The 16358-nt window shown below is 64.2% G+C and carries 15 protein-coding genes and 2 pseudogenes; 2 read left to right on the top strand and 15 right to left on the bottom strand.

What is annotated here, in order from left to right:
* Positions 1-59 precede the first annotated feature (59 nt).
* The 5 genes and pseudogenes from K6I40_RS10345 to K6I40_RS10365 form a co-directional block, all read right to left on the bottom strand.
* Positions 60-518, bottom strand: coding sequence for a hypothetical protein (locus K6I40_RS10345; RefSeq protein ID WP_222920335.1), 459 nt, complete (start codon positions 516-518; stop codon positions 60-62).
* Between the two features lie 75 nt (positions 519-593).
* Complete coding sequence (locus tag K6I40_RS10350) at positions 594-2180, bottom strand: sodium/proline symporter (RefSeq protein ID WP_222918932.1); 1587 nt, start codon at positions 2178-2180, stop codon at positions 594-596.
* Positions 2173-2682 (bottom strand): hypothetical protein, encoded by a 510-nt coding sequence (locus tag K6I40_RS10355; protein ID WP_222918933.1) that lies wholly within the window; start codon positions 2680-2682, stop codon positions 2173-2175. Before K6I40_RS10355 ends, K6I40_RS10350 begins: the two co-directional genes overlap by 8 nt.
* A gap of 352 nt (positions 2683-3034) precedes the next feature.
* The gene (cmk, locus tag K6I40_RS10360) at positions 3035-3646 is read right to left on the bottom strand and encodes a (d)CMP kinase (protein ID WP_222918934.1); all 612 of its coding nucleotides are present in this window, start codon (positions 3644-3646) and stop codon (positions 3035-3037) included.
* A gap of 72 nt (positions 3647-3718) precedes the next feature.
* A pseudogene (locus K6I40_RS10365) lies at positions 3719-4197 on the bottom strand (cupin domain-containing protein).
* A gap of 271 nt (positions 4198-4468) precedes the next feature.
* Here K6I40_RS10365 and K6I40_RS10370 point away from each other — a divergent pair.
* Positions 4469-4996 (top strand): hypothetical protein, encoded by a 528-nt coding sequence (locus K6I40_RS10370; protein WP_222920336.1) that lies wholly within the window; start codon positions 4469-4471, stop codon positions 4994-4996.
* Between the two features lie 22 nt (positions 4997-5018).
* Here the strand turns inward: K6I40_RS10370 and K6I40_RS10375 are convergent, their stop codons facing one another.
* From K6I40_RS10375 to K6I40_RS10415, 9 genes and pseudogenes are all read right to left on the bottom strand, one after another.
* Positions 5019-6782 (bottom strand): YcaO-like family protein, encoded by a 1764-nt coding sequence (locus K6I40_RS10375; protein WP_222918935.1) that lies wholly within the window; start codon positions 6780-6782, stop codon positions 5019-5021.
* A gap of 96 nt (positions 6783-6878) precedes the next feature.
* On the bottom strand, positions 6879-8117 hold the full coding sequence (locus tag K6I40_RS10380; protein WP_222918936.1) for a cation:proton antiporter: 1239 nt from the start codon (positions 8115-8117) through the stop codon (positions 6879-6881).
* 144 nt (positions 8118-8261) lie between these two features.
* A pseudogene (locus tag K6I40_RS10385) lies at positions 8262-9700 on the bottom strand (MATE family efflux transporter).
* Positions 9697-10323: a TetR/AcrR family transcriptional regulator gene (locus tag K6I40_RS10390; RefSeq protein WP_255681955.1), complete on the bottom strand. Its 627-nt coding sequence runs from the start codon at positions 10321-10323 to the stop codon at positions 9697-9699. The pseudogene K6I40_RS10385 and the gene K6I40_RS10390 overlap by 4 nt, the downstream one beginning before the upstream one ends.
* A gap of 167 nt (positions 10324-10490) precedes the next feature.
* On the bottom strand, positions 10491-10943 hold the full coding sequence (locus K6I40_RS10395; protein WP_222918937.1) for an RNA-binding protein: 453 nt from the start codon (positions 10941-10943) through the stop codon (positions 10491-10493).
* A gap of 90 nt (positions 10944-11033) precedes the next feature.
* Entirely contained in the window at positions 11034-11255 is a 222-nt protein-coding gene (locus tag K6I40_RS10400) for a DUF1918 domain-containing protein (protein WP_222918938.1), read from the bottom strand.
* Positions 11256-11780: 525 nt separating this feature from the next.
* Positions 11781-12584 carry an ABC transporter permease subunit gene (locus K6I40_RS10405; protein WP_255681956.1) on the bottom strand — a complete coding sequence of 268 codons (804 nt, stop codon included), beginning with the start codon at positions 12582-12584 and terminating at the stop codon, positions 11781-11783.
* Positions 12585-12669: 85 nt separating this feature from the next.
* Positions 12670-13704, bottom strand: coding sequence for an ABC transporter ATP-binding protein (locus K6I40_RS10410; protein WP_222918939.1), 1035 nt, complete (start codon positions 13702-13704; stop codon positions 12670-12672).
* Positions 13705-13837: 133 nt separating this feature from the next.
* Positions 13838-14527: a type 1 glutamine amidotransferase domain-containing protein gene (locus K6I40_RS10415; protein WP_222918940.1), complete on the bottom strand. Its 690-nt coding sequence runs from the start codon at positions 14525-14527 to the stop codon at positions 13838-13840.
* Positions 14528-14679: 152 nt separating this feature from the next.
* On the opposite strand from K6I40_RS10415, the gene K6I40_RS10420 reads away from it, so the two are divergent.
* Positions 14680-15144, top strand: coding sequence for an Hsp20/alpha crystallin family protein (locus K6I40_RS10420; RefSeq protein WP_222918941.1), 465 nt, complete (start codon positions 14680-14682; stop codon positions 15142-15144).
* Between the two features lie 100 nt (positions 15145-15244).
* On the opposite strand, the gene K6I40_RS10425 is transcribed toward K6I40_RS10420, so the two are convergent.
* Positions 15245-16243, bottom strand: a complete 999-nt coding sequence (locus K6I40_RS10425) for a bifunctional oligoribonuclease/PAP phosphatase NrnA (protein ID WP_222918942.1) — start codon at positions 16241-16243, stop codon at positions 15245-15247.
* Positions 16244-16358 lie beyond the last annotated feature (115 nt).

The following is a 16358-nucleotide window of genomic DNA, read 5'->3' on the forward strand; positions in this document are numbered from 1 at the left end:
AACGAAGTTCGGGATAAACGGTCGGGCAGGGTGATCGCCGCGGGAGAACAGTATCGAGATCAGAGGCGTGGGAACCGCGGCGTCTCGACGGTTACGTCGACGCCCTCGAGTCGCGGATCAGACCCCAGTTCGGTCATGAGTTCCCGCTGCGGGTCTGCGGTTCGTGATTGGTACAGCGTCCGCTCCTCGGGCTCAATGTCATCGCCCGACCGCCACTCAACGGCGAGTCGCGCTCGGCGAAGCCGCGTTCCGGTAACAAGGTGGAGTTGCTCGAGGGCCTCGAGCGGGACGGCGAAGTTTCGCTCGTCGTAGGTCGCGACGGCGTCGGGCGGCAGGTCTGCGACCACGTCTCGGTCGCGTTCGCCCATGTCTGCTCGCAAGAGCAGCGATCGATAGGATTCACCGACGAAACACCACAGCAGCCGCTCGTTGGTCAAGACCAGCTCCCAGAACTCGATCGAGTTCGGTCGCTGGCGGAACCAGTGCGTAAGCCGGGCGATGACGGGTTCGGTCGGCATCGTGGGGTCGGCCGCGTTCGGTTCGGGATCAGTGCGTTCGTCGGTCGAATGAGGTGTGTGATTGGAACGCATAGATTAGCGCTCAAGCAGTGCGTGGAGGTCCACGGGCAGGTCGTCGCCGGTCTGCGTCGCGAGCGAGACGCCGATGAACAGGACGATTGCGACGAGCAGTGCAACGGTGCCGACCGGGAACACGTCCGGGAAGGGGTAGGTCGCCATGATCCCCTCGGCGAGGGCCCCGTAGCCGGCGACGTCTGCAGCCATCGGCACGGCGCTGTAGACGATGTTGACGGCGAGTCCGCCGAGGATCGCGACGATCGCGCCCCACTTCGTCGCGCCCTTCCAGTTCATCCCGAAGACGGCGATCGGAACGAACGCCGCGGCGAAGAAGCCCCAGCCGATCGTTCCGAGAATCCCCACCAGCGCGTCGGAGAAGTAGACGACGCCCGTCGCGAGGATCGTCAGGCCAGCCAGCGCCGCCTGTGTGACCCGGAGCTCGGTCCTGTCGTCCTCGATCGGTTTGCCCAGCGCTCGCGGAATGTCTCGAGAGATGGCTGCCGCACCGATGTTGAGAAACGAGTCGCTCGTCGACATGATCGCAGCGAGCAACGCTGCGAGGATGAGTCCGGCGACGACGCTCGGCGTGTACTCGAGGACGAAGACGGGGCCGACCTCGCTCGCACTGAACGTCTCCTGAATCTCGCCGGCCTCGACCATCGAGCGCATCGAGAGCCCCGCCGAGAAGGCGATCAGGCTCGAGATAGCATAGGAGAGGGCGGCGATCGGCGCGCCCCACTTCAGGATCTCGAGGTTGCGGCTCATGTAGAACTTCGTGATCAGGTGGGGTTGACCGGCGGAGCCGACCGAGAAGAGGATCCACCACGCGACGCCGACGAGGACGGCCGTCGTCGTGCCCCCCATCGCACCGAACGGCGAGACGAGGGCCGGGTCGGCGGTCGCGAGATTGCGGGAGATAGTTTCCATTCCGCCGCCAAAGGACATGGCGTAGGCGAAGACAAACACCGCGCCGGTGATCATCGTCAGCGCTTGCAGGAAGTCGGTCCAGACGCCGGCGATCATTCCGCCGAGCATGCTGTACAGCAATAGGATGAGTGCGCCACCGAGCAGTCCCCAGATAACCGGAATCCCGAAGATTGCACGCATGACGAACTGCAGCGCCGCGAGGTTCGTCGCGAGGTAGGCGATCACGCCGACGATAACTGCGAGACCGGTGAGCCCGCGGACCCAGTCGCTCTCGTAGCGGACGTACATCCCGTCGGCCAGCGTCAGAACGTTTCTGATATCCGCGAGCAATCGCAGCCGCTTGGCGAGGACGACCCAGGTGATGAGAAAGCCAAGCGGCGCGGTAAAGAAGATCCAGAGCGACGTCGTCCCGAACTCGTAGACGAGTTCGGGGCCGCCGACGAAGCCGAAGCCGGACTGGATGACGGAGAATGCGGTCATCGCGAGCACCCAGGTCCCGATGCTCTTCCCGGTGATGAGGAAGTCCCCGGTCGTCTGCGTGCGCGTGTATCCCCACACGCCGATCAGAACGACGATCAATAGGTACACCGCGCCGAACCCGAGGATGATCGGATCGTCTGCAACCGGGATCCCTTCGGTTTGCAGCGGACTCAACGAGAGTGCAGTTCCGTCAGTCATCGTCGCCCTCCACGTCGGCCGTGCCGTCGAGTCCGTCCGTTCCCGTCGTCCTATCGATTTTCCGAGGTGCGAGGGGGAGTTCCGCATCGCGCTGTCGGTCTCGAGCCTCATCGATGATGTCGTCAACGATCGGCTCGCCGCCGATCCGGTCAAAAATCAACGAGTAGTAGATCGCCGCGAACGCTGGCGCAAGCCACAGAAGCCCGAAGTACACGAGCGTCGGCATCGGCACGCCGAGCACGTAGGTGTAGCTCGTGACGTCCGGGTTCCACAGCAGCCAGATCCCTGTGAGCCCCGCAAGGAACATGCCGGCGAGCCCCGCGATGAGACCGGTGTACGGCTCGAGGAAGGAGCCGCGATGTTCGGTCGATGCGCCGGCGACGACTGCGAGGATGAATATCGCGGCGACGTAGGAAAAGACACGATACCAGCCGAGGCTCGCCGTGAGCAGCGCTCCGGCTGCGAGAACGCCGATCGCCGCCATCAGCGTGTTTCGGGCCACACTATCCCTCCCGTCCGCGGTCCGGGATCCTCTCCCATTCCGTTTCGCGCACACTGAACTGGCGCACCCGGTCGCTCGCGCCGCGACCGATACATCCGTCCCGATCGCCGACTTCGATACTATCGGTAGCAACCACCATGACCCTGTACCACGCACGAAAATACGGACTACTATTTGAATAATTCGACAGTACGGCGGCTATGAGTGAGTAAGAACATCTTATCGGCGAATTGAGCGTGATCTCACCTGATATCTGTCGATACGGCCACAGGGGGTCGGCCGAACTGGGCGATGAGCTGCTCGAGGTCGATCACGAGTGTGGCTCGACGGCGGCCCGCGCGACGGGCGGACCCTAGACGTCCATGGACGGGGTCGTGAACGATCCCTCGTCGAGTTCCGGATCGTACTCTTCGATCGCGGCTCGGACGAGAGTGAACACGCCGGTCTTGCTCCAGCGTGCGGTATTGATGTGGAGGTCGTAGAACGTCCGGTTACCGATGTCGATCTCGTAGTAGGACTGGTATCGACCGGCCTCGCTGACCTCCCGAACTCGCATTTCCGCTTCGGTTTCCATGCGGTCGTCGATGCGGTTGAGTCGGACGTCTTCTGGCGCGTCGAGCCAAATCCGAAGATCCGCGCGGTCGCCGGCGAGCCAGCCCGCCAGCCGCGACTCGAGGATAAATGGTTTGTTGGCCATGCCCCACTTCTCGGCGATCTGTTGGAGCCGCTGATCGAGCGCACGGTCGATCTCGTCGGACTCGTCGGCCTTCGCGGTCAGCTGGTTGAGGTTCATGTCCCGATCGTCGGCGAGTTCGCGGAAGATGTCGCCGCCGGAGACGTACGGACAGCCCATCGCATCGGCGAGCCGTTTACACAGCGTCGTCGCGCCACAGCCCGGTGGTCCAGACACGGTCACGAAAAGCGTCGTGTCGATACCCTCACTCGAACTGTCTTGTACAGGCATACGTCGATGGTCTCGGTCCCTCATCAACAAGCTTCCCCTCCTCGCTCGAGCGCGAACCGATTGTCACTCGAGTTACTGCGGAACGAACGTGTTCCCGCACTCGGTACACGTCAGCCGAAAGGCCCCCTCGTCGGTGAGCTCGAGGCCGTGGCCAATCTCGGCTTCACAGTCCTGACAGTAGACCAGTGACTCGATCTGCTCCCAGTCGTGTTTGGACTTGGGCGCGCCGAAGGCGAAGCCGATGACTCGTTCGTCGGTGTTGTTGTAGCCGTGCTGGAAGTCGCCGGGATCGAACCGGATCACCTCGCCCTCGTCGACGGTGACCTCTCCGTCCTCCGTGTCAAACGTCGCGGTCCCCTCTTGGACGTAGAAGACCTCCTCCTGATCGTGGTGGGTATGCATCCCGCCCGAGAACGACTCGTCAGGCTCGAGTTCGAAGTAGTTCATCGCGAAGTCCGAAACCCGAGCGCGTCGGAGATGGGCCGTCTGACCGAGTGGACTTCCATCGGATTGATTTCGGTGTCAACGTCGTCGATTGCGACTTTCTCCATGCGTGGTTGTTCATCTCTCGATGCAAAATTCAGTGGGTGTGGATAACTGACGTGGAGCGCCGTGGGGTCTGCCCTATGACTGCTAGTGACGAATCGCTCGCTCAGTCTCGAAGAGGTTCCTCGAGGGGACTCGCGGTCGATGACCGCCGGGACAGAGCGGGCGCGAAAACAGGTCGCTGCCGGCTATGTCCCAGCCGGAAGAGTAACGCATACGGTCGTCCGACCCGGAGACCGATACGTGAATCGCCGTACGGTACTTCGGACCGCTGGGGTGGCCGTGATCGTGGGACTCTCGGGCTGTCTCGAGGCGTTCAAGGAGCACTATAAGGGGAGTTTCCAGGGGCTGGTCCCCATCGAGATCCACAGCGAAGCTGAGCACCACTACGACCTTACGCTCGAGGCCTACGAGACCGGAACGAACCGGCAGACCTACGACGAGAGTTACACAGTCACGGCGAACCAGTCGGCGTCGCCCCCGCACCTCGAAGCGATCGAACAGACCCTCCGCGTGGTCAAGTACGGACGGGACGGCGAGGAGCTGGCGTTCAAGGAGGCCACGATCACGCCGAGCACGAAGCTCGTGAACGTCCGGCTCACCGACGACGACCTCATACTGGACGTCCAACGTGGTGAGGGAGCGGACGACTCAGGTCCGACGGCCGGGCCCGAACCGGAGGGACCCGCGACGAACGAATCTGGACCAGACGGATCTCCAGCGAACGAGTCCAGTCCGAACGACCCCGAGACGACCGACAGCGACGCGCCAGCCAACGAAAGCAACACTTCGACCGACGAGTAACGAGCGCGAACGGCGACCGCGGTCAGGGGTAGGGATGGAACGGCCGCTCGAGGCGCGGTTCAAAGCCGAGTTCGTTCGGGACGGTCCGCGCCCGCTCGCCGAAGAACGGTTCCCCGGTGAACAGCGGTTGTGCGCCGGGGACCAGCACCCGGACGGCCTCGAACCCGATTTCGTCGATATCGCGGGTCGTCAACCGGGCCGCGTACGGCGTCAGTCCGGCATCGGCCGTCCGCGAACACAGCGCCTCGAGCCGATCGGTACCGGTCGGCACGGGATCGGGACCGACGCTCGCCGCCGGAACCGTTCGCTCGGTGTCGACGAACGCTCGTACGCGCTCCGGGAACGACGCGTACGCACCGATTTCTCCGCCGGCATCGTTGGCGTCCTCGGGACCGAGGTTCCGCAGCTCCATCCAGTTTTGCAGCGCCTCCTCGAGCGCCGACGTCGCGGCCGCCGCGGCGTCGAGCCCGGCCGCCGAGCCGACGGCGAAAGCCGGCCAGGAGTCGTCATCGGCCGAGACCGCGTCGGTTCCCTCGAGCGCGTCCGGCTTACGGTGAACCGCCACGGCGACGACTGGGACGTCGATATCCTGCGTGACAAGCAGCGGCGTCACCGACAGCCCCTCACTCCGGGCGCGTCGCTCGAGCGCGTCGAACGCGTCCGTCTCGACCGATAATCCGAGCGGGTCGAACGTCGAGTACCACGCGAGCATCGCCGCGTCGCGCTCGATGACCTCCGTCAGCCCGGAGACAAGCGCGTCGACGGTCGAGGAACCCAGCCCCAACCCGGTTGTGATCGCCGGGACCAGCGACTCGCCGGGCTGGGGGAACTGGACCGCCGCAGCGGGCAGGTGTGCTTGTTCGCCGGTCGTGAGGTCCTCGCCCGGAACCCAGCGGTGCTCGTCACTCGCGTCGTCGGCCGGCGCGTCGTCCGGCCGGACGAGTGCCGTCGGGGCGACCGCGTTCTCGAGGTCGGCCTCGCTCGCGTGGACGAAGTCGTCCTCGCGGTAGACGCCGGCGCAGTAGCGCTCGAGCCCCTCGCCGACGGCCTTCATCAGCGCGGCGTTCCAGTCGATCGCGACGCCGGCGGCCTGTCGCGGCGCGCTGGCATCGCTGTACGCGGCCGTGTCCGCGACCGTCGACAGGTAGTAGGGGGCCGGGAACGACTCGATCTCGCCAATGCTCGTGATAGGTCCGACGCGGTCGTCGATCGCCCCTTCGGCATGTTCGACCGCGGCATCGAGAGCGAGCGTCTCCGCGTCGCGCTCGAGCTGCCGATCCCGGTCGCCGTCGGCACACTCACACCCGGGAACGGGCAGGAACCGGCGTCGAGCGTGAGGAACCTCGAGTACCTGCCCCAGAATCGATCGCTCATCGCCGGAGAGGACGCGCACGCACTCCCGGCCGGCGATCGCGCCGGCGAGTCGCGCCGCACTACGATCGGCCTGTGGGCCGTCTGCCCGCTCCTCGAGATTCGATGCGACGCGCGCGCGGAGACAGTCGAAGCAGCCCGTTGCGGGCGCGAATCCGGATATCGCGGCGTCGATGTCCGGAATCGGGTGGCCGCCGCCGCCGCCGATCTCGATGGCGATCCAGGGCGTTCCGCCCGTCCGGGCGGCCTCGTTGGCCCGGTCGAACGCGGGCGACCCGGTGACGTCGCTGACGACCGCGAAGCGAGCGTCTGTGAGATCTATCGGATCGGCGTCACGAACGCCGATGTCGACGTCATCGAGCGCGGTGACGACCGCTTCCCGAACTGGATCGTCACCCACGACGTGGACTTGCATACCCCTACCTGCTGGCGCGGACGGCAAAAACGCCCCGCTCGAGCGTCGCCGGACGGTTCGGAGGGCCCGAGGACGCCGGCGAGTCAGATCTGCTTCTCAGTCCTCGGCCGCGGCCGGCGAATCGACGTAGACCAGTTCGTCCGCCGACTCGAGCAGGTGGACGCCCCAGGTGACGGTGACGGGGACGAGCGCGGTGGTAAAGATCGCGATGAACACGAGAATCGAGAACATTTTGGCGTCGATGACTCCGGCCTCGTAGGCGACCTGTGCGATGATGATCTCGACGGTCCCGCGACCGTTCATGCCGAAGCCGACGACCAAGCCCTCGCGGGAGGTGAGCGATGTTGGTAACGAGAACAGCCAGGAGCCGATTATCTTCCCGAGGAACGCGATGGTGACCAGCACCGCGAGCACGACGAAGGAATCGAAGAACACGTCGAACGTGATCTGGAACCCGACCGTGACGAAGAAGACCGGTGCGAACAACCCCATCGCGAGGTCGTACATGACCGTGTGCATGTGCTCGTACAGGCTGGGTTCGACATCGGCCTGCCGGAGGAACATGCCCGCCATGAAGCCGCCGATAATCATGTGTAAGTCCGCCAACGTCGCGAGTTGAGCGAACAGCAGGGAGACGAGCAGGGCGAAGGTAAAGGCGGTGGTCCGATCGACGAACCCGTACCGTTCGCGCTGGTGCTCGATATACCGCCACGCGATCGGGAGGAACCGATACCCGATCAGGAGCGTCACCGCGAAGAAGCCAATCGCCTGCAGGAGGATCACGCCGATCTCGGTCGAGTCGAGCGTGCCCGCCGTCACGTAGCTGTCGACGCCCGCGAACGCGATGAGAACGCCCACGTCGGAGGCGAGGGCACCGCCGAGTAACACGTTCGCGATCCGGGTATCGAGGAGCTCGAGGTCGGCGAGGATACGGGATTTCGTTGCCAGCGACGTGGCGGCCATCGCGAGCCCGAGGAACAGCGCCGCGCCGACGGAGACACCGAGCCAGACGCCGGCCGCGTAGCCGAGGCCGAACGGAATGACGAATGCGCCGAAGGCGATCAGCAGCGACTGCGGACCGAGTTCGAACAGCTCTCGCAGATCGACCTCCATGCCGACGTAGACCATCAGGAGGAACACGCCGAGTTCGGACAGCACCGAGAGCAGCTCCGAGGGATGTAAGAGACCGAGCAACGCGGGGCCGAAGGCGATGCCGGCGAACAGCTCCCCCATCATCGTTGGATAGCCGAATCGCTCGGCGAGCGCGCCGAACACCCATGCGACCGAGAGAACGAGCAGGAGGCTCAGGATATCAATCGAGACGGTTTCGACCATTGATTACACCCGCCTACCGCCTGTCGGCCGAGCGTGTCGCGTGGTCTGCTTGCGGACCTGCCAGTGTTGATTCACAGCGATCACCTATCGGAACGCGGCTCGGTCTGCTGTGACGGCACACAGCCACTTTACTGGATAGGGGGATCAGTCATCGGTACTGGTCTCGAGGTCGTCGCCAATCGCTGGCCCCGCCGGACCCTCGGTGATATCGGCATCTCGCCACGTTCCCCGTCGGTACCAGCCGTAGGCGAGACCGGCACCGATGACGTTCGAGGCGGCGAAGGCGATCCAGATTCCGCGGTACTCCATCGCTGCCTGCGAGAGACCGTAGGCGATCGGGAGGCGGACGACGGCGTAGGTCACGAGGACGATTGCCGCCGCGGTGAGCGTCTTTCCGGTCCCGCGGAAGCTGCCATTGTAGGCCCGCATCACGCCGATAAAGCCGAATGAGGGGCGACGTATCGGAGGAAGGTAACCCCAACCTCGATGACTTCGGGATCGTCGGTGAAGACGGCGGTGATAGGCTGTGCGCCAAGCCACGCCACGACACCCAGCGCTCCGAGGATGACAAACATAGTGCGGGCGGCGAAGTCCGCTGCGGCTTCCGCACGCTCCGGTTTGTCGGCACCGACGTTCTGTCCAGTCATCGTCTCGACGCCGCGGGCGACCGCGATCGCCGGGAGGAAGATAACCGAGAAGACGCGCGTGCCGATCCCGTAGGCGGCGACGACGTAGGTCGGGAACAACCCGACGATCACCAGTAACAGGTTGATAGACAGGGCTCTCCCCATTCCCTCGATCGATGCCGGAAACCCGATCGACACGAGTTTCTTGGCAAAGGAGAGGTCCGGACGCATCTGGCGGAGCCGAATCCGGACGCCTCGCGTTCCGCGGAACATGATCGCCAGTCCGACAACGAGCGCGAGCGCGCGGGAGAAGACCGTCGCGATCGCCGCACCCTCAATCCCGAGTCTGGGAAACGGCCCCCAGCCGAAGATCAGGAACGGGTCAAGGACGACGTTCAGGAGGACGGAGCCGAACATCACGAGCATCGGCGTGATCGTGTCCCCGTAGCCTCTCATGAGTGCGATGAAGACGAAGAAGCCGAACATGAAGGGCATCCCGAGCGTGATGACCTGCATGTAGTCGGTCGCCCGCCACAACACGCCCGGCGACGCGCCGAGGAGGCCGAGCAGTTCCTCGACGAAGGCGTAGCCGACGAGTCCGAGCCCGACCGCGCCGAGCAGCGACAGCGCGACGGTCTGGGAGGCGGCGTACTCGGCCGCCGATTCCTCGTCCCCACCGATGTGCTGGGCGACGAGGACGCTCCCGGCGACCGACAGCCCCATCCCGACGGAAATAAGCAGGAAGACCATCGGAAACGCGAAGCTGATCGCCGCGAGCGCTTCGGTACTGTACTGGCCGAGCCAGAACGTGTCGATGAGGTTGTAGGCCGTCTGCAACAGGTTCGTCACGATGATCGGCAGCGACAGGTAGAACAACGGTCCCGCGATGTCGCCCGAGGTGAGGTCGAACTCGTCGCGGCCCTTGAACAGTCCAGAGATCCGATCCAGGAGGCTCATTCGACGGTCTCCGTCTCATCGTCGTCCACCGTCACCGTGTCCGTCCCGTCCGCCAGGAGAAATTCATCGATGTACTCGTGGACGTGGCGTTTCGTCTGCTCGGGCGGGCGATCGACCGCGGTCGACCGCGTCTGTGCACCGTGGAACAGCGTCACGAGGAAGTCAGCCGTCTCATCCGGATCGACATCCTCGCGGAACGCCCCCGCCTCGAGGCCGTCCGTGACGAGGCCCGCGATGCGATCGTGGAGCGCCCTATCGAACTCGGCCAGTTGCTCCCGGTAGGCCTCGTTGTACGGCGACTGGGCCTTGATCTCGAGGATCGCCGTCCGAAACTCCTCGGCCGACTCGTCGTCCGACGGCGTCAGCAGTTCGTCGATGAACTCGTGGAGCCGCTCGGCCGGCGTCTCGCCGGGAATCGTCTCGGTCCGCTCCTCGAACCGGTCCAGGAGAAACTCGAGAAAGGACTCGAGGAGGTCTTGTTTCCCCTCGAAGTGATAGTGAAGGGTGCCCTTGCTCTTGGTCGACTCCTCGGCGATATCCTGCATCGTCAGGTCCGCGTATCCATGCTTGCAGAGCGCGCGATACGTCGCTTCCATCAGATCGTCAATCGTCTCGTCCGTCATTCAGAAAGTGTCTACACGAACTTACTGACTGGCCAGTCAAAAGCGCTTCGCACCCGGGCGATTACGTTCGGCTGATGAGGTCGGACGACAGCTCGAGAGCGCAGAGACGCATCGGAATCGGCTCGGGCTGCAGAAATGGTGAAATCGGTGCTCGAACGCGAGAGCCCTCAGTCCTGTTCGCGCAGTCGCTCGAGGACGTCCTCGGCGTTCTCGACGGCCTGTTCCTTCTTTGCCGGGTAGGCCTCGACCTTCCCGCGGAAGGTGATGCCCTGCCCGAGGCGGACGTCGCCTGCGAAGGCCGCCTGCTTGTCGAGTCGCAAGAAGAGTTCGGTGTTCTCGGTGACCCGCTCGTCGAGTTCATCGATCAGGTCGTCGAAGCTCTCGAGGTCGGCCAGCCGCGAGAGGACGTGCCGAACGTCGTCGGCGTTCTCGACGCGCGCGGAAAGGACGAGGATCCGGTCGCCGTAGTGGCCCTCGCTCTCGGTGCGCTCAATCTCGAATGGCTCGTCATCGTCGCTATCGGGGAGGAAGGTTCGAAGCGCCTCCTCGACGCGCTTTTCGTCCTCGGTGGCGTAGCAGAACGTCCGTAAATCGACGTAGTGAAGCGGGATTTGTGACATCTGCGATTCGAAATTCGGTATGGTCGGTGCGGGCGCGATAGTGTCGGTCGGTGACGGGACTCGAGCGGCGAGCCGGCCCGCGAGCGGTGCTTATTCCTCGTCGGCGTCTTCGGCGTCGGTGGCATCAGCTTCGTCGTCGGCCGCCTCGAGGTCGTCCTCGGGGACGCCGGCCTCTTGGCCGTCGTCGAAGCTGATGGTGTAGGTAACGTCGCCGAACATCGACTCCATCGTCTGGGAGATGGTGCCGGTTTCGCCGTCGAACTCGCTGTGCTCGTCGTGCAGGACGACGCGATCGTCTTCCTCGAAGCTCATAGGTGGTGATTCCCCGTCTGCGTGTAAAAAGGGACTGATTTGCGGCAGGTAACCAGATGCTCTGTCAAGGACGTTGGATATCCTACTGAGTGGGCTTCGATAGAAACGAGGACGACGGGAGTTCTACTCACGTGACGACTATAGTAGCCACTGAAACGAGTCACACGCTGATCGCACAGCTGTCATGCGATCAGGTGTGCAGTGACTTTCAGTGGCTACTATAGGAATTTCCACACCCTCTCCAGTCGATATCGTTCGGTCGCTACGCTCCCTCTCTCATCCACAGGCAGACGCTCTGCGTCTTCCACGCCGTCGCTCACGCGTTCGCGAAGACCTCGCGCATAGTCAACCGGCGGGGCGGTTCACCGATGGCTCACGGTTCCCATTAGTCACCGTCTGATCACGGCGCGAAGCGCCGTTCGCACTATTCGCAATACCGAGCCCTTCCCGCTGGTCGGGCCTCACGGCTCACCGCCTCCAGTGCGCGCCACCGCACGGTGGGTTGTCACAGAGCGTGGAGGGTGGTTAATTCAGATCGGCCCGCTCGAAGCGCCGGTAGCCGATCGCGATCGGGACGACGATCCAGACCAGCATGATGACGGCGGCGAACCACTCCGTCAGGTAGAACGGGACCTCCCCGACGACGCGGTCCGCGGTAAGCAACGTCCCCTCCTGGAACGAGCCTGCCGGCACATCCTCGACGATGTTTTCCCAGCCGACCAGCGCCGGCACGTAGGCATCGATCAGCGAGGCCACAGCCTGCCGGTAGGCCTCGAGTGGGTTCAATCGGAGTGCGAAGAGGTACCACGCCGGTGCCTCGAGCCCGACGAGTTCCCCCTCGAGCAGGTAGTAGAGGCCGGCGATCAGCGGATGCCAAAGCATGGTAAACAGGATGTAGCTGCCGATCGCGCCGCCCATCGCCCGCATTCGGGTGTCGGTCATCGCCGAGACGCCGACGGCGATACCGGTGAAGGCGGCCCCGAGCAGGAGCGTTAGGGCGACGAACCCCAGGACGGTCCTGACGGGCAGCGAGCCGAACAGGGCGACCATGAGGGCGGCGGCGAAGGCACAGGCTACGAGCGTTGCGACGACGATGACGCCGGTACGACTCGCAAGCTTCCCGAAGAGTACGTCGCGGCGGTTGTGGGAGAGCCCGAAGAGGATCCGGAGGCTCCCGGACTGGCGTTCCCCGACGATCGCCATGTAACCGACGACTAAGGCGATGATGGGGACGAATATCTGCCCGCCGACGTTCGTGAAGAAGAAGATGACGTCCGTCGCGCTCGGATCCTCGATCTGGGCCGACGCGCCGAGCGTCACGATCCCCATCAGGAGCAGGAAGATCGCAGTGATCCCCAGACCATCCGCGAGCGGACGACATCCTCGAAGTCCTTGCGCGCGATCGCAACCCAGGTCATTGGTCCACCTCCTCGTCCGTCTCGAGCGACCGCTCCGTCTCGCTCTCGTCGATCCGGACGTCCGGGTCGGTTCGGCGATCGGCCCCGATACCCGATCCCGAAGTGTTGGCCCCGACCCCGGTAAACGCCGTGAACAGGTCCTCGAGCGTCGCCTCTTCGATATCGAAGTCCAGAACCACCGCGTCTGACTCGACGAGCCGGTGGACGATCGGCGCCTTGGCACGCGGATCCGTATAGGAGACGTGGAGTCCGTCTTTGGCGCGAGTCACGTCGGTGACGCCCTCGATCGCAGTCAGGTCGGCGACCGGCTCCCCGGGTTCGTCGGCGATTTCGACGACGAGTCGCGAGCCGACGCCGGCCGCCTCGCGAAGCCCCTCGATGGTGTCAACGGTGGCCAGTTCGCCGTCGTCTAAGATGCCCACGCGATCACAGACCGCCGCTACCTGCCCAAGGATATGGCTCGAGAAGAAGACGGTCGTCCCCGCGTTAGCCTCCTCGTGGACGATCTCCTGCATCGTCCGAATGCCGTGGGGATCGAGCCCGCCTGACGGTTCGTCGAGGACGAGGAGATCCGGGTCGCCCGCGAGCGCCATCGCCATCGCGAGCCGCTGGAGCATCCCCTTCGAGTAGTCCCCGACCGGCCGCCGTCCGTCCGCCGGATCGAGGCCGACCCGTTCGAGGAGCGCATTCGGCTCCGCGTCGCCATCCTGGGACTCGATCGCGAACTCGAGGTGTTGATTCCCCGACGAGCGGTCCCAGAGGTCAAAGCCCTCGGGAAGGACACCGACGCGATCGCGCACCGCGTCCGTCTCGTCCTGGGTGTCGTAGCCGAGGACAGTCGCAGAGCCCTCGCTCGGCCGGACGAAATCCAAGAGCAGGTCGATCGTGGTCGTCTTCCCGGCACCGTTCGGCCCGAGAAAGCCGAACACCTCCCCTTCGGCAACCTCGAGGTCTAACTCCTCGAGTGCAACGACGGCCTCGTCGCCGGCACCGTAGCGTTTCGTAAGTCCCCGCGTTCGTATTGCCGGCATGTGAGGCGCTCAACACGAACAGGTAAAAATAGCCTTGGGGTTGTTAGAACGGCGAACTTAGAACCACTGTGTCTGGTTTCGCGGATCGGACGCGGGACGAAAAACGATCGCGCCGGATCGAACGACGGTCCGTTTAGGCCTCGAGTTCGACGTCGAGTTCCTCGAGTAACGTCTCGGCCGCTGCGCTCGAAGAGCCGGGGCCACGGGCGGTGATGAGATCGCCGTCGACGGTGACGCTGGTGTCGGCGTCGAGTTCGGCATCCCAGTTACCGCCGGCGGCTTTCACTTCGTCCTCAGTCCAGTAAGGCAGTTTGCGGCCGTCGGGCATCCGGTCGGCCTCGTCGACGATGCCCTCTTCCCACTCGTTGGGGAAGCCGGTTACGTCGCACCCGTTGACGATGAACGCGCCATGGCTGTCGCGGGCGAACCCGAGCATGCCGACGGCGTGACAGACGACGAGCGCCTTGCCGTCGCCCTCGACGATGTCTCGGAGGAGTTGGCGAGCGTGTTTGTCCTGATTGATGTCCCACGCGGTGCCGTGACCGCCGGGGAAGACAACGGCGTCGTACCCCTCAGCGTCGGCCTGTGCGACCGGGATCGGATCGTTCAGTCGCTCGTCGCTCTCGTGAACCTCTCGGACGTGTTCGGCGGTCTCCTCGCCGACTTGTTCGGGATCGAGCGATCGCTCGTCGATGACCGGCGGACTCCCCGATGGCGTCGCGACCGTGATCTCGACGCCCGCGTCCGAGAGCGTCTCGAGCGGCTCGACGCATTCCTCTCCCCAGTACCCTTCTTCGCTCACGACGAATAGTGCGTCCGTCATACTCATCGGTACGGCGGGCAGCCTAAAAACGACCAGCCCACCCTTCGGTTCTGCCGCAAGTCCCTGCGCTAACATGTTAGTATGTGGGACCCTCACACTGGCCGAGGGTGGCCTTTTTCGCCGTCGACGCCCTACCTTCGATAGGTGATATCATGGCAGATCGACCGCGTCCGTTCGACGGCATCGACGATCTGATTGACCGACTGAACCGCCAGATCGAAACGGCGACTCGATCGTGGGAATCGCAGGTTGACAACCGAAGCCAGCTCGATCTCTCGATGAGCGGCGCGGAGACGAGTCTGGACCTCGCGGACGAGGGTGACGAGTTCGTCGTCACCGTCGATGTCCCCGGGTACGAGAGCGACGACCTCGAGCTGCGTCTCTCCGGTCAAACGCTGGCAGTGTCCGGTGAGCGGGAGCATCGCCAAGAAAATGGTGGCGACGAGGAGAACTACATTCGACGTGAACGGGAGATACAGTCGTTCAGCCGACAGATCCGGTTGCCCGAGCCAGTCGATGTCGACGCGGTTCAAGCGAGCGTCAACAACGGCATCCTGACGATCCGGCTCCCGAAGCACGAGCCCGACGACGACGCACACTCGATCGACATCGAATAACGGCCTGCGGCAGTGGACCGGGCCGATCGCTCGCGTTCGGCGTCGATCACTGTTAGCGACATCGTCGCTCGGTCGCCGTTCCCGCCGATTCTCGTCACCGTCACTCGTCGAGGTTCAGCGCGTCGAAAAAGCGGCGGGTGAGTCGGCCGCCCACGAACGCGAGCAGTTCGTCCTCGTCGTCATCCTCGTCCGCAAAGAGGCCGAGTTCGATCCGGCCGCCGGCCATGTCGTGGTGACCGCCGACTGCACCCAGTTTGTCGAACCCCTCCTCCAGCGTCTCGCCCATGTGAACCCGCGGGTCGATCGAGCGGCCGCTCAGCCGGATCGCGTCGCCGATGATGCCGTAGACCAGCACTGTATCGACCCCCTCGAGATTCAGCAGGTAGTCCGCTGCCTGCGGCAACGCGTCCGTTTCGCCGGTCTTGCCGACGCTCGCGACGAGCGACGAGCCCCGGCGTTCCCGGCTGGCAATGGCTCGTCCGATCGCATCCAGCGTCCCCGGCGAGAACGCGCTGCCATACAATTGCTCTAAGATCTCGAGTTCCGCGTCGGGGTAAACCGCGAGCGCGGCCTCGTACTCCCGTCGCGTGGGTTCACGGACGAAATCTAGCCGCTCGCGGTGGAGCGCGAAGAGGAGCGCGGAGGCGAGCCGCGATGTCAGGTCGATCTCGAGTTCCTGGAGGTACTCGACGAAGATGGTCGCCGTCGCGCCGTACCCGGCGCGAACGTCCTCGAACGCGGCGCCTGCCGACTCGCCCGGATGGTGATCGACGACGATGTCGGGAGTGACGCTTGTCGGTATTTCGGTGTTCGCTCCCGGCCTTGTATGGTCGACGAACCCGACGCTCTCGTAGTCCCCGATCGCAGTCTTCGAAAGCGTCTGCAGATCAATCTCGAGTAGGTTGACGAACGCACGGTTTTGTTGGTGAGAGATTTCGCCACCGTAGGCGATCGTCACATCCTCGACCGCGTGTTCGGACGCGATCGCCTCGAGTGCGAGCGCGCTAGCGAGACAGTCCGGATCCGGATTGTCGTGACAGACGATCGCCAGCGAGTCGGTCCGCTCAAGGACGGACACGAGGTCGGCCGCGCGAGACATAGTCGATATACGGGAACGAGACGCTTGAATCCCGCGTCGTGTCTCAGTAGCAACAACTACCGGATCGAGATGTCTCGATTCCGTTCCCGTCCGACCGGGTCATTGTTCGAGGCGT

This window comes from Natrinema sp. SYSU A 869, assembly GCF_019879105.1.
Classification (GTDB): domain Archaea; phylum Halobacteriota; class Halobacteria; order Halobacteriales; family Natrialbaceae; genus Natrinema.